General features: G+C 70.9%; 10 protein-coding genes. 8 read left to right on the top strand and 2 right to left on the bottom strand.

The window, feature by feature from the left end:
• Nucleotides 1-57 precede the first annotated feature (57 nt).
• The gene (locus JIX55_RS19855) at nucleotides 58-603 is read right to left on the bottom strand and encodes a hypothetical protein (RefSeq protein ID WP_257564649.1); all 546 of its coding nucleotides are present in this window, start codon (nucleotides 601-603) and stop codon (nucleotides 58-60) included.
• A gap of 134 nt (nucleotides 604-737) precedes the next feature.
• Here JIX55_RS19855 and JIX55_RS19850 point away from each other — a divergent pair, with 134 nt between their 5' ends.
• On the top strand, nucleotides 738-1,442 hold the full coding sequence (locus JIX55_RS19850) for a response regulator transcription factor (protein WP_257564648.1): 705 nt from the start codon (nucleotides 738-740) through the stop codon (nucleotides 1,440-1,442).
• Nucleotides 1,443-1,479: 37 nt separating this feature from the next.
• Nucleotides 1,480-2,877, top strand: a complete 1,398-nt coding sequence (locus JIX55_RS19845) for a sensor histidine kinase (RefSeq protein ID WP_257564647.1) — start codon at nucleotides 1,480-1,482, stop codon at nucleotides 2,875-2,877.
• 103 nt (nucleotides 2,878-2,980) lie between these two features.
• On the opposite strand, the gene JIX55_RS19840 is transcribed toward JIX55_RS19845, so the two are convergent.
• The gene (locus JIX55_RS19840) at nucleotides 2,981-5,797 is read right to left on the bottom strand and encodes an AMP-binding protein (RefSeq protein ID WP_257564646.1); all 2,817 of its coding nucleotides are present in this window, start codon (nucleotides 5,795-5,797) and stop codon (nucleotides 2,981-2,983) included.
• Nucleotides 5,798-6,055: 258 nt separating this feature from the next.
• Between JIX55_RS19840 and JIX55_RS19835 the strand changes: the two genes are divergently transcribed.
• The 6 genes from JIX55_RS19835 to JIX55_RS19810 all read left to right on the top strand — a co-directional run bounded on the left by JIX55_RS19835 (nucleotide 6,056) and on the right by JIX55_RS19810 (nucleotide 13,510).
• Complete coding sequence (locus JIX55_RS19835; protein ID WP_257564645.1) at nucleotides 6,056-7,117, top strand: iron ABC transporter substrate-binding protein; 1,062 nt, start codon at nucleotides 6,056-6,058, stop codon at nucleotides 7,115-7,117.
• Nucleotides 7,118-7,276: 159 nt separating this feature from the next.
• Nucleotides 7,277-8,863: an ABC transporter permease gene (locus JIX55_RS19830; RefSeq protein ID WP_443046465.1), complete on the top strand. Its 1,587-nt coding sequence runs from the start codon at nucleotides 7,277-7,279 to the stop codon at nucleotides 8,861-8,863.
• Complete coding sequence (locus JIX55_RS19825) at nucleotides 8,860-9,999, top strand: ABC transporter ATP-binding protein (RefSeq protein ID WP_257564644.1); 1,140 nt, start codon at nucleotides 8,860-8,862, stop codon at nucleotides 9,997-9,999. Before JIX55_RS19830 ends, JIX55_RS19825 begins: the two co-directional genes overlap by 4 nt.
• A 251-nt stretch (nucleotides 10,000-10,250) precedes the next feature.
• Nucleotides 10,251-11,561, top strand: coding sequence for an ABC transporter substrate-binding protein (locus JIX55_RS19820; RefSeq protein ID WP_257564643.1), 1,311 nt, complete (start codon nucleotides 10,251-10,253; stop codon nucleotides 11,559-11,561).
• A gap of 54 nt (nucleotides 11,562-11,615) precedes the next feature.
• Nucleotides 11,616-12,602 carry a carbohydrate ABC transporter permease gene (locus JIX55_RS19815; protein WP_257564642.1) on the top strand — a complete coding sequence of 329 codons (987 nt, stop codon included), beginning with the start codon at nucleotides 11,616-11,618 and terminating at the stop codon, nucleotides 12,600-12,602.
• Nucleotides 12,599-13,510, top strand: a complete 912-nt coding sequence (locus JIX55_RS19810) for a carbohydrate ABC transporter permease (RefSeq protein WP_257562173.1) — start codon at nucleotides 12,599-12,601, stop codon at nucleotides 13,508-13,510. The genes JIX55_RS19815 and JIX55_RS19810 overlap by 4 nt, the downstream gene beginning before the upstream one ends.
• Nucleotides 13,511-13,532: the final 22 nt, after the last annotated feature.

Here is a 13,532-nt window from a genome sequence, read left to right as displayed (position 1 = left end):
CTACCGGTTCTCAGAAGCAACAGTTCTCGGAAGCACCGGTTCTCAGAGGCCCGGTTCTCAGAAGTTCTGGACGTCCACCCGGGGCGCGCTGTCGTGCCAGGTGCAGAACACCGACACCCGGTCCGCACCGGAGGCGAAGTCGACCCGGATCCATGCCTCCGTCTTCCACACCTGCATCGACCAGCCGGAGCCGGGCGTGGCCGAGACGAGGGTCGCGTACTCGTCGCCGAGCGAGAGGACCACCCGGCCGCCCTCGGTGTCGTACGCCCTGATCTCGCCGGAGTCCGCCGAGGCGCCGGTGCTCGGAGCGGGGCTGGGCTTCGCGGACCTCGACGGCTTCGAGGGGGCGGGAGACGGCTCGCCGCTGTCGTTCTTCTCCGGTGCCTTCGTGCTCTTCGACGGCTCCGGGCGGGTCGTGCCGCTGATCGGCGCGGGGGCTCCCTGGGCCTGGGCGTCGGCGGCCGTGATGGGCAGGGCACGGGGTGGGTCGTACGCGGTGCCGGCCATCACCGTGTGGACGCCCCACCACGACAGCGTGACCGCCGCGCCCGTGGCGAGCAGCCAGGCCAGTACGTGCAGGAGTCCTCTGCGCATCGCGGCCATACTGCCCCACGAGCCCCAGTGGTGTCGTGGGCGGCGCCGTGTACGGGCCCGTGTACAGAGCCGTGTGCAGGGCTTCCGCGGGAGTTGTCCACAGGCCCCGACCGGCCCCTCTCGTTTGGCGTACGGTGCGGCGCATGGCAAGTGTGCTCGTGGTCGAGGACGACCAGTTCGTACGCTCGGCGCTGATCAGGCATCTGACGGACGCCGCACACGTCGTGCGCAGCGTCGGTACTGCCCTGGAGGCGCTGCGCGAGGTCGCCCATTTCCGTTTCGACGTGGTGATCCTCGATCTCGGGCTGCCCGATCTGGACGGCTCCGAGGCGCTGAAGATGCTGCGCGGCATCACGGACGTACCGGTGATCATCGCCACCGCGCGGGACGACGAGACGGAGATCGTGCGGCTGTTGAACGCGGGCGCGGACGACTATCTGACCAAGCCGTTCTCGGTCGAGCACCTGTCCGCCCGGATCGCCGCCGTACTGCGCCGCTCCCGCGCCTCCGCCGGGGAGGCACCCCCGTCGCCGGTCATCCGCGTCGGCGGCCTCGCGATCGATCCGCTGCGCCGCCAGGCCGAGCTGGACGGCGTTCGACTCGACCTCACCCGGCGCGAGTTCGACCTGCTCGCGTTCCTCGCCGGCCGGCCCGGCGTCGTCGTGCCGCGCAAGGAGCTGCTGGCCGAGGTGTGGCAGCAGTCGTACGGGGACGACCAGACCATCGACGTCCATCTGTCGTGGCTGCGGCGGAAGTTGGGGGAGACGGCGGCGAAGCCCCGCTATCTGCACACGCTGCGGGGGGTCGGCGTGAAGCTGGAGCCGCCGGGGGCGGGGGCGCGGCCATGAGGCGGGGGCCGGTCGGGATGTGCGGGGCGGTGCGGCGATGAGGTGGGCGCTGGTCAAGGTGTGCGTGGCGGTGACGACGATGGTCGTGGTCGCCTTCGCGGTTCCGCTCGGGCTGGTCATCAAGGAGATGGCACGGGACCGGGCCTTCTCCAACGCCGAGCGGGAGGCGGCCGCGATCGCCCCGGCCCTCTCCATCACCACCGACCGGGAGCAACTGGAGCGGGTCGTCGCCTCGGCGGGGGCGGACGACGGGATGGCGGTGCACCTACCGGCGGGCGGCGACGGGGCCGCCGCGATCGATCTCGGGCGGCAGCGGGCCTCCGACAAGGACATCGCCACCGTGCGGAAGCTGGGCCGGGCGTCCACCACCGAGGTGGCGGGCGGGTCCACGCTGCTCCAGCCCACCGCGCTCAGCTCCGGCGAGATAGCGGTCGTCGAGGTGTATGTGCCCGAGTCCGAGGTGAGCAACGGGCTCGCCATGGCATGGGCGGTGCTCGCCGGGGTGGGTGCCGCGCTGATCGTCGGCTCGGTCGCGGTGGCCGACCGGCTCGGGGTGCGCATGGTCCGGCCCGCCCAGCGGCTGGTCGAGAGCGCGCACGAACTGGGGGAGGGGCAACTGGGCGCGCGTGTACCGGAGGAGGGGCCGAAGGAGCTGCGGCTGGCGGCGGTGGCGTTCAACGCGATGGCCGACCAGGTGGTCCAGCTACTGGCGAACGAAAGGGAGTTGGCGGCCGATCTGTCGCACCGCCTGCGCACACCGCTGACGGTGCTGCGGCTCAACGCGGCCTCGCTCGGCGACGGGCCGGCGGCCGAGCAGACCCGGGCCGCGGTGGAGCAGTTGGAGCGGGAGGTCGACACGATCATCCGGACGGCGCGGGAGGCCAAGCCGCAGACCGCGGCGGCCGGGCCGGGCGCCGGGTGCGACGCGGCCGAGGTGGTCCGGGAGCGGATGGCGTTCTGGTCGGCGCTCGCGGAGGACGAGGGCCGCAAGTGGCGGGTGGCCGGGGTCGAGCGCCCGGTGCGCATACCCGTCGCCCGGGCCGACCTGGCAGCCGCCCTGGACGCCCTCCTCGGCAATGTCTTCCGGCACACGGCGGAGGGCACCGCGTTCGCGGTGGACGTTCACAACGGCGAGGACGCGGTGATCGTCCTGGTCTCCGACGCCGGCCCGGGCATAGCCGACCCCGAGGCCGCCATGGCCCGTGGCCGGGGCTCCGGCAGCGACGGCTCCACCGGTCTGGGCCTCGACATCGTCCGCCGACTCGCCGAGTCGACCGGCGGCGATGTACGGATCGGGTCGTCGGTGCTGGGCGGCACCGAGGTGCGGATCTGGATCCAACTGGGCGGTGAGGACGGGCGGGCGACCGTGCGGAGGGGGCATCGAGGGGCGGTGCGGCGGCGCGGACACACCAGGTTGGTCTCGGTCTTCAAGTAGCCGTTGCCTTCAGTGGTCGTTGCCATCCGCGGTCGTTGCCATCCGCAGTCGTTCTGAGGCCCTGTTCACCGGGGGAAGGGGGGCGAGTCCCTGCCCCGGCCGTTCACGGCCACCGCACCGCCCGTATCACCCGCGTCGCCACTGCCGCGTACGCGATGCCCACCAGCAAGGAGGCGAGGAGAGCGAGGGCGGGAAAGTCGTGTTGGAGGTGGGGGTAGACCTGGAAGTGGGTCAGGTAGATGTAGAGGGAGCTGCCGGCGAGAAGGCCGGCGAGGCGGTTGAGGGGGCCGAGGCTGGGGAGGGTGGGGACCCAGATCAGCAGGGTCAGACCGGTGATCACGAGGACCGTGCGCAGGTGTTGGTCCGGTTGGAAGAGGCCGGGGGTGGCGAGCAGGAGGGCGGCGGTCAGGAGCCCGCGTTGCCGGGCCGTGCTCGCGCGGGCCGCCGCCCAGCCCAGGGCGAAGAGCCAGAAGACAACGGTGGGGCCGAGGTGGAAGCGGGCGGGCGCCAGGCCGGGCAGGTCGTAGCGGCCGAGGAGGCCGACGGCCAGCAGGGCGAGCGGCACACCGAACGCGTATCGGCGCTCCAGGCGGTCCAGCAGGGGGAAGGCCGTCAACACGGCCAGGGCGACCAGGAAGTAGAGCAGTGCCTCGATGAACCAGTAGTGCCACTCGTGTCGTTCGACGCCCTGGTCGACGAGGCTGTTGAGGAGGAGGGCGTTGGCGGGGTCGTAGAGACCGGTCACGACGACGGCGCCGGTGATCCACACCGCGCTCGGCACGGCGATGCGGGCGATGCTGCGCCACAAGTGCCGTACGCGTTCTCGGTGTTCGGCGTCGGTGAGGTGGAAGCGGGCGAAGTTGTAGCCCGCGACGCCGATCAGGACGTGGGCGGCGCCCTGGAGAGTGAACAGCTCGATGTGGGAGCCGACGATCAGGACGATACCGACGGCGCGCAGGGCGATGCCGGTTTCCAGGGAGCGGCGAAGTCCGGTGGGAGCGGGCGGCGGCTGCTCCTCGGCTGTCGTCGCGGTCGAGGCCGGCGAGGCCGGAGAGGGGCGCAGGTCGCGGATCGGGCGGGTGTGCCAGTCGGGTGGGAGAGTGCCGAGTGCCCGCTCCAGGCGGAGGGACATCTCGACGTAGGAGAGGGAGTCGCCGCCGAGGCCGACGAAGGTGCTCTCCTCGTTGACGTCGGCGCGGTCGAGGATCTCGGCGTAGAGGGCGCGCAGGTCGTCTGTGGGGCGCCTATGGGCCGTCGTGCGCCCGTCGGCCGTGCGGCTTGCGTCGGTCGTGCCGCTTGCGTCAGTCGTGACGCGCCCATCCGGTGTGGGGCTCCCGTCGTCCGTGGGGCTCCCGTCGTCCGTGGCGCGCCCATCGTCGGTGGGGTGTGTCGGCGTCGTCGCGCACTCGGACTCCGATGCCGGCGTGGACGTCCGTGCCGGCGTGGACGTCGGTGTCGTCGGTCGTGTCAGGCGGCGTACCGCCGCGTAGTCGGGCTTGCCGGAGGCAAGGTGAGGGAGTTGGGCCTCGGGGAATGTGCGGAGGCGGATCGCTCGGGGCGGGAGGCCGCAGGACTCCGCCACCAGTCGCCGGAGGCGGGGCTCCTCGGCGGTGGTGCCGGTGGCGGTGATGGCCAACTCGTCGCCATCGCCGGTGCAGTACGCCTTGACGCCGTGCCGTTCCAGCGCCACCTCGACGCGCTGGGGGTCGATGCGCAGGCCGAGGATCTTCGCGAAGCGGCTGCGGCGGCCGACGATCTCGTAGAGGCCGTCGGGGGCCTGCCGGGCGAGGTCGCCGGTGCGGAGTTCGGTGATGGCGCGGCCGAGGGCGAGGTCGGCGGGGCTTTCCGCGTAGCCGAGCATCACGTTGGGGCCCGTGTACACCAGCTCGCCCACGTCCGGGCCGTGATTGCTTTCACCCGCATCCCGGCCGTGGTCGTCCTCGCCCACATCCGAACTCTCGCGGTCGACACCCACGCCCGATTCGTCGCCGTCGATCGGTCGCAGGTGGAACGAGCCGCCGGGGATGGGAACCCCGACGGCCTCGGGGCGGGCGGTGGCGAGGTGGGGCGGGAGGTACGCCATGCGGGCCGTGGCCTCGGTCTGGCCGTACATGACGAACAGGTCCCAGCCGGAGCGGCGCCCCAACTCCGCGTAGTGGGCGACGCGTTCGGGCGCGAACCGGCCCCCGGCCTGGGTGACCCGGCGCAGCCGCGGCAGCTCCATCCGGTCGAAGCCGATCCGGTCGAGGAGGTCGAAGGTGTACGGCACCCCGGCGAGGGAGGTGGCGCGGGCGGCGCGGAACTCCGTCCAGAAGGCGTCGTCCGTGACCGACCGCTCGGTGAGGAGCAGCCCGGCACCGCGCAGCAGATGGCTGTGGATGACGGACAGGCCGTAGCAGTAGTGCATCGGGAGGCTGGTGGCCGCCCGGTCGGTGTCGGTGATGCCGAGGTAGCCGGCTATGGACTCGGCGTTGGCCTGGAGGTTCTCGTGCGAGAGCCGTACGAGTTTGGGTGAGCCCGTGGAGCCGGAGGTGCTCAGCAGGAGGGCGAGGTCCGGGTGGAGGGTGTGGGCCGTGCCGGGGTGGTGCTCGGCGAGGGTCCAGGTGCCGTCGGTGCCCGGGCGGGCCACGACGTCCGGGGCGTAGGCGGCCGTGAGGGAGGCGAGGGCCTCGTCGCTGTCACCGGGGACGAGCAGCACGGGGTGGCCGGTGGAGAGGGCGGCCAGGTAGGTGACCAGCGCGTCCGCGCGGTTGGCGCCGGCCAGCAGCACCAGTCGCCGTACGGGGCCGAGCCGCTCGGTGGTGGTGGCGACACGCTCGGCGAGGGCGCGGTAGGTGACCTCACCCGTGGGGGTGTGCAGGGCGACACGGTCGCCGTGCGCCGCGAGGTCGCGTGCGAAGGGCACCACGTGCGGTCGCACGGGCGGCCTCGGGAACGGGACCGAGGTGGGACGGAGAGCCGGGATGGCGGACGGGACCCGGACGGGACCGGAGGAGTGGATCACAGGCGCGGGCCTTTCCGGACAGCGTCCGCGGATACCAGGTTTCCCTTGACGCTTAGGCAAGCTTTACCTTATTCATAGCATGTTCACAGTTGGCTAAAAAGCGTCACTTCGCCACTCGCTGACCGACGGCGCGACCTGCGGCGTAGCGGCGAGCCACGCAGGAAAGGCACCCACATGCGACGCCCTCTGGCTGGCCGGATCACCGCGCTCCTCGCGGCCGGTCTGCTGCTTCCCGTCCTCGCCGCGTGCGGCTCCGACGACGACGACAACAACGGCAGCGGCTCGGCGGACGGCGGTGACGCCGCCCTCGTCATCTACTCCGGCCGCAACGAGAAGCTGGTCAAGCCGATCCTGGACAAGCTGGAGAAGGCCGTCGGCGCCGAGGTGGAGGTGCGGTACGGCGACAGCGCGGAGCTCGCCGCGCAGATCCTGGAGGAGGGCGACCGCACCAAGGCCGGGCTGTTCTTCTCCCAGGACGCCGGGGCGCTCGGCGCGCTCTCCCAGGAGGGCATGCTGGCGAAGCTGCCGCAGACCACCCTCGACAAGGTCGACCAGGCCTACCGGAGCGGTGAGGGCGACTGGGTGGGCCTGTCGGGACGTGTCCGCGTCATCGCGTACAACCCGGACCAGGTGGCCGCCGACGAGGTCCCGGACAGCGTCCATGACGTGGTGAAGCCCGAATGGAAGGACAAGGTCGGCTTCGCGCCCACCAACGCCTCCTTCCAGGCCTTCGTCACCGGCATGCGCGTCCTGGAGGGCGACGACGCGACCCGGAAGTGGCTGGAGGACCTGAAGGCCAACGGCGCCAAGACCTACGCCCACAACCTCGCCACCCTCGACGCCGTGGAGGCCGGCGAGGTCTCCCTCGGTCTGGTCAACCACTACTACTGGTACGAGCGGGTCGCCGAGAAGGGCGAGGACAAGCTCGACTCCAAGCTGCACTTCCTGCCCGGCAAGGACCCCGGCGCGCTGATCAACGTGGCCGGCGCCGGCATCCTCGCCGACAACGGCGAGCAGCGGGCGACCGCGCAGAAGGCCGTGGACTACCTGCTCTCCGAGGAGGCGCAGACCTACTTCGCGGACACGACGAAGGAGTATCCGCTGGCCGCGGGCGTCACCAGCACCGTCGAGGGGCTGCCGCCGTTCGAGTCGCTCGAATCGCCCGACATCGACCTCGGCAAGCTGGAGTCCCTCCAGGAGACGCTGGCCATGCTCCAGGACGTCGGGCTTGTGTGACCGGCCGTGAGGGCGATGGAAGGGCCTGACCGGCCGTGAGCACGATGGAAGGGCCTGACCGGCCGTGAGGACGATGGAAGGGCCTGACCGGCCGTGAGTACGACGGATGCCACCCCCAGTCCGGAAGGCCCCCCGCGTCCGGATGCCGTCCCGCGACCGGTGGCTGCCCCGCGTCCGGTCGGCCAGCCGACCGCGCCTGCCGCCCCGCCTCCGGCGGAAGGTTTCGCCGGAGGCGGGGCGGACCGCAGACCACCCCTGGTCCTGCTCGTCCCCGCCTGCGCGGCCGCCCTCTTCGCCCTGCTCCCGCTCGGCTACCTCGCCGTCCGGGCGCTCGAACGCGGCCCCGCCTTCGCCTGGGAGGTCGTCGCCGACGAGCGGACGCTCGACCTCCTCGGCCGCAGCCTCGGCCTGACGGCTGTGGTCGTGGCGGCGTGCGTGATCCTGGGCGTCTCGCTGGCCTGGCTGACCGTGCGAACGGCGCTGCCGGGCGCCCGGGCCTGGTCGGTCGCCGCCACGCTGCCGCTGGCCGTGCCCAGCTATGTGGCCGCCTTCACCTGGCTGTCGGCCGAACCGGACCTCGCCGGCTTCGGCGGGGCCGCACTCGCCCTCACCCTGGTCAGCTTCCCCTACGTGCAGCTGCCGGTCGCGGCGGCGCTTCGAGGCATCGACCCGGCGCAGGAGGAAGCCGCGCGCTCCCTCGGGCACGGCCCACTCCGTACGTTCCTCCGGGTCACCCTCCCGCAGCTGCGCCCGGCGGCCGGGGGCGGGGCGCTGCTCGTCGCGCTGTACGTGCTCTCCGACTTCGGCGCGGTCTCGCTCATGCGGTACGACACCTTCACCCGGGCCATCCACACCTCCTACCGCGCCTCCTTCGACCGCACCCCCGCCGCCGCGCTCAGCGTCGTCCTGGTGGTGATGACCGTGGCCCTGGTCGCCGCCGAGGCCCGTACGCGCGGCCGTGCCGGACACGCCAGAACCGGCGGCGGCACCGCCCGCCCTGCCGCCCCAGTGCCGCTCGGCCGCTGGAAGCCGCTCGCCCTGCTGTGGTGCGGCGCGGTGGTCGCCGTGGCCGTCGCCTTCCCGCTGGGCACCCTCGGCTACTGGCTCACCGTCGGCTCCTCGGCCACCTGGGACCTCGGCGGCCTCACCGAAACGGCCTGGGCAACGCTCGGCGTCGCGGCGGCCGGCGCCGCCCTCACCACCGCCCTCGCCCTGCCGGTCGGCGTGATCGCCGCGAGGCACAAGGGGCGCGGGGCCCGGCTCCTGGAACAGGCCGCGTACGCCGGCCACGCCCTCCCCGGCATCACGGTCGCCCTCTCCCTGGTCTTCTTCGCCGTTCGCTACGCCTACCCTCTCTACCAGCGACTCCCGCTGCTGGTCGGCGCGTACGCGGTCCTCTTCCTGCCGATCGCGGTGGCCGCGACCCGGGCCGCCGTGCTGCAGGCCCCGCCCGTCCTGGAGGATGTGGCCCGCTCGCTCGGCCGTCGGCCCTGGCAGGTGCTCCGCGAGGTCACCCTCCCGCTGGCCGCTCCCGGTGTCGCCGCCGGGGCCGCGCTCACCTTCGTCGTCTGCATGAAGGAGCTCCCGGCGACCCTGCTCCTGCGCCCCACCGGCATGGACACCCTCGCCACCCGCCTCTGGACCGAAACCGGAGCGGGATCCTTCGCGGCGGCCGCCCCGTACGCCGCCGCACTCATCCTGTTGGCCGCCGTGCCTTCGTACCTGCTGGGGAGGCACCGAACATGAACGAGCCGCAGACGAACGCGTCGCAGACGAACGAGTCGCAGACGAATGAGCCGCAGCTGACCGACACGCAGCCGACCGAAGCGCACGCCAACGAGCTGTGCGTCGAAGGGCTCACGAAGTCCTACGCGGCCGGGGACCCGGTCCTGCGCGGCCTCCGCCTCACCGTCCCCGCGGGCGCGCTGGCGGCCGTCCTCGGCCCCTCCGGGTGCGGCAAGACGACCCTGCTCCGGATCGTCGCCGGGTTCCTGCGGGCCGACGCGGGCACCGTCCGGCTCGGCGGCCGGGTCCTGACCGGTCCTGGGGTCCACCTGCCGCCCGAGCGGCGCCGGATCGGGATCGTGCCGCAGGAGGGCGCCCTCTTCCCGCACCTGAATGTGGCGCGGAACGTGGCCTTCGGGCTCACCGGCCCCGCCCGGGGCGAACGACGGCACCGTACCGACGAAGTACTGGAACTGGTCGGCCTCGCCGGATACGGCGACCGGATGCCGCACGAACTCTCCGGCGGCCAGCAGCAGCGCGTGGCCCTCGCCCGGGCCCTGGCCCCCCGCCCCCAACTCGTGCTGCTGGACGAGCCGTTCAACGCCCTCGACAGCGCGCTCAGGGCCGAGGTGCGGGCCGACGTACGGGCCGCGCTGCGGGCGACCGGGGCGACGGCGGTCCTCGTCACCCACGACCAGCAGGAGGCCCTCTCCACCGCCGACCTCGTCGCCGTCGTACGGGACGGCAGGGTCGCCCAGTGCGACACCCCGCAGGACCTCTACCGGCGCCCCGCCGACCCCTGGGTCGCGGGCTTCGTCGGCGACGCGGTACTGCTCCCCGCCACCGTGAACGGCGACGGCACGGCCCACACCGCGCTCGGCGCCGTCCCGCTCGCCGCCCCGCCGGACGGGCTCCGCACCGGCACCCTGCTGCTCCGCCCGGAACAGCTCCGGCTGACCGGCCCGGCGGTCGAGGGCGGCGTCCGGGGTACGGTCACCGATGTCTGCTTCTACGGCCACGACGCCATGGTCACGGTCGCCGTGGACGGGCACGACACCCCGGTCGGCATCCGCGTCGCGGGCCCGCTGGCGGTGCGGCCCGGCGACGAGACCGGCATCCGCGTCCTCGGAGAGGCGACGCTGCATCCCCTTGAATGATCTTGTGCGATCACCGTGAACCGGGTCTGCGCGCCCCTCCGGTGAGTGAGGTGGCTCACGCGTGTGTCGGTCACGTTTCGACATCCAGGGATTACGTTTCAACAAAGGGGGACAAGAAGCCTTGACGCATGACATGACATAGAGCTGTTATGGCGGCCACCGTGTTCGGTCGAGTTGGTTTCTGATTGTTTTCGATCAGTAGCCGGCGAGGGCCATTGAGACCGAACCACCTGTCCCCCAGGGAGCCGTACATGCATCTCACACCTTCCGGTCTCTCCGTCCCCGGCCCGAGCCGTCGCACCATGCTGCGCGGCATAGGCGGGGCCGCGGCGCTCGGCGCTGGAATCCCCCTTCTCAGCGCCTGTGGTGGCAGCGGCGGCTCGGCCGCCGACTCCAAGACCGTCACCCTCGGCTCCAACGCGTCCGACGCGGTGCCGAAGAAGGCGTTCGCCGAGATCTACGCGGCCTTCAAGAAGCAGTCCGGGATCACGGTCGACGTGAACACCAAGGACCACAACACGTTCCAGGAGCAGATCAACTCGTATCTGCAGGGCACGCCGGACGACGTGTTCCACTGGTTCGCGGGCTACCGCATGCAGTTCTTCGCGGCGAAGGGCCTCGCCAGCCCGATCGACGACGTGTGGGACAAGATCGGGGGCAACTTCCCCGACGCGATGAAGGGCCTCAGCAAGGGCGAGGACGGCAAGTTCTACTTCGTGCCGCTGTACACGTACCCCTGGGCGCTCTTCTACCGCAAGAGCGTCTTCCAGGAGAAGGGCTACGAGGTTCCCACCACGTGGGACCAGCTGATCGCCCTCTGCAAGCAGATGGAGAAGGACAAGCTCGTCCCGATCGCCTTCGGCGACAAGGACGCCTGGCCGGCGCTCGGCACCTTCGACCAGCTCAACTTCCGTACCAACGGCTACGACTTCCACGTCGAGCTGATGGCGGGCAAGGCGTCCTGGACCGACGCCAAGGTGCGCAAGGTCTTCGACCTGTGGGCCGAGCTGCTGCCGTACCACCAGGAGGGCGCCGTCGGCCGTACCTGGCAGGACGCCGCGCAGACCCTGGCGTCGAAGAAGGCGGGCATGTACCTGCTGGGCACCTTCGTGGGCCAGCAGTTCACGAACAAGGCCGACCTGGACGACCTGGACTTCTTCGCCTTCCCGGAGATCGACCCGGCGTACGGCCAGGACACCGTCGAGGCCCCCACCGACGGCTTCATGATGAGCAAGGCCCCGAAGAACAAGGCGGGCGCGGTCAAGCTCATGGAGTTCCTCGGCACCCCCGAGGCCGAGCAGATCTACCTCAAGGCCGACCCGAACGTCGTCGCCGCCTCCACCAAGGCCGACACCTCCTCGTACAGCCCGCTGCAGAAGAAGGCGTACGAGATGATCTCGGGCGCCAAGAGCCTCACCCAGTTCATGGACCGCGACAGCCGCCCGGACTTCACCTCCACGGTGATGCAGCCGGCGCTGCAGAAGTTCATCCGCGACCCCAAGGGCGTCGACAGCCTGCTCTCGTCCATCGAGCGCCAGAAGAAGACGATCTTCGCGTCCTGACGACCGACGCCGTCCTGACGACCGACCGTCCTCACGACTGGATGACCTTCTGACATGACGACCATCCCCACCACGAGCCCGGAGGCGGCCACGCCGCCTCCGGGCTCCGGCCCTGCCAAGACCACCAAGGCCGCCAAGGTGCCTCAGGGGCACCGGCGGCTCCTCACCCGTCGGGACAGGCTCACGCTGGGCCTGATGGCGGGTCTGCCGACGATCCTGCACGTCGCCCTCGTCTGGGTGACGGCGCTGGCCTCGATCGCGCTGGCCTTCACCACCTGGGACGGCATCGGCTTCGACGCCATCACCTGGGTCGGGTTCGACAACTTCAAGGAACTGTTCACCAACAACCCGCAGTTCTGGCCCGCCGTCCAGCACAACATCATCTGGTTCGTGGCGCTCATCCTGATCCCCACACCGCTGGGCCTGCTCCTGGCCGTGCAGCTGGACAAGCAGATCCGCTTCTCCCGCGTCTACCAGACGGCCTTCTTCCTGCCCGTCGTGATGTCACTCGCGGTCATCGGCTTCGTCTGGCAGCTGATCTACAACCCCGACACCGGCCTCATCAACAGCCTGATCGGCGCCAACGAACCGGGCCACTACATCGACTGGATCGGCGACCCCGACCTCAACCTCTGGGCCATCCTCATCGCCGCCTCCTGGCGCCACGCCGGCTACATGATGATCCTCTACCTCGCCGGCCTCAAGGGCGTCGACCCCTCCCTGCGGGAAGCCTCCGCCCTCGACGGCGCCAACGAGTGGCAGACGTTCAAGAACGTCATCTTCCCCACCCTGCGCCCCACCAACACCGTCGTCCTGGTCGTCACCATCATCGAGGCCCTGCGCGCCTTCGACCTCGTCTTCGTCTTCAACAAGGGCGCCGAGGGCACCGAACTGCTCTCCATCCTCGTCACCAACAACATCATCGGAGAGTCCAGCCGTATCGGATACGGCTCCGCCATCGCCGTCGTCCTCCTGGTGATCTCCCTCGCCGTGATCATCCCCTACCTGATCGCGACCTTCCGGAAGGAGCGGCAAGCGTGAGCACCCTCGACACCACCACCACCACCGCCGCGAGCGCGCCGGCCACACAGCGCACCCCCGTCCGCCCCGCCCGGATCCTCCTGCACCTCTTCCTCGCCGGCGCCGCCCTGGCCTGGCTGGCCCCCCTGCTGTGGGCCCTGTACGCCGCCATGCGCCCCTACGGCGAAACCAGCGACAAGGGCTACGTCTCCTGGCCCGACAAGCTCAGCTTCGAGAACTTCACGAACGCGTTCACCCAGTCGGAGATGACGCACTACTTCGTGAACACCCTCATCATCGCCGTCCCCGCGGTACTGCTCACCCTGTTCCTGTCCTCGATGGTGGCGTTCTACGTCAGCCGCTTCGACTTCCGGATCAACCTCTTCCTCCTGCTGGTCTTCACCGCCGGCAACCTGCTCCCCCAGCAGGTCATCATCACCCCCCTGTACCGCCTGTACCTGCTCATCGACATCCCCGGCATCACCATGAGCGGCAAGCTGTACGACTCCGCCCTCGGCCTGGTCCTCATCCACGTGGCCTTCCAGTCCGGCTTCTGCGCCTTCGTCCTCAGCAACTACATGCGCTCCCTGCCCCACGAACTGACCGAGGCCGCCCTCGTCGACGGCGCCTCCGTCTGGCGCCTGTACTGGCAGATCGTGCTGCCCCTGTGCAAGCCCGCCATGGCCGCCCTGGCCACCCTGCTCTCCATCTGGATCTACAACGACTTCTTCTGGGCCCTCGTCCTGATCTCCACCGGCGAGAACATGCCCATCACCTCCGCCCTGAACAACCTCTCCGGCCAGTACTTCACCGACCCCAACCTCGTCGCCGCCGGCGCCCTCCTCACCGCCATCCCCACCCTGATCGTCTACTTCGCACTCCAGCGACAGTTCGTCAGCGGCCTCACCCTGGGCGCCAACAAGGGCTGACCGCCCACTTTTTGAAAGAGAA

Source organism: Streptomyces sp. DSM 40750 (assembly GCF_024612035.1).
GTDB lineage: Bacteria > Actinomycetota > Actinomycetes > Streptomycetales > Streptomycetaceae > Streptomyces.
This window is presented reverse-complemented; position numbering and strand designations above follow the sequence as displayed.

Coding starts and splice junctions, on each gene's coding strand:
- JIX55_RS19855 (WP_257564649.1), bottom strand. CDS start 603: ATGGCCGCGATGCGCAGAGGACTCCTGCACGTACTGGCCTGGCTGCTC.
- JIX55_RS19850 (WP_257564648.1), top strand. CDS start 738: ATGGCAAGTGTGCTCGTGGTCGAGGACGACCAGTTCGTACGCTCGGCG.
- JIX55_RS19845 (WP_257564647.1), top strand. CDS start 1,480: ATGAGGTGGGCGCTGGTCAAGGTGTGCGTGGCGGTGACGACGATGGTC.
- JIX55_RS19835 (WP_257564645.1), top strand. CDS start 6,056: ATGCGACGCCCTCTGGCTGGCCGGATCACCGCGCTCCTCGCGGCCGGT.
- JIX55_RS19825 (WP_257564644.1), top strand. CDS start 8,860: ATGAACGAGCCGCAGACGAACGCGTCGCAGACGAACGAGTCGCAGACG.
- JIX55_RS19820 (WP_257564643.1), top strand. CDS start 10,251: ATGCATCTCACACCTTCCGGTCTCTCCGTCCCCGGCCCGAGCCGTCGC.
- JIX55_RS19815 (WP_257564642.1), top strand. CDS start 11,616: ATGACGACCATCCCCACCACGAGCCCGGAGGCGGCCACGCCGCCTCCG.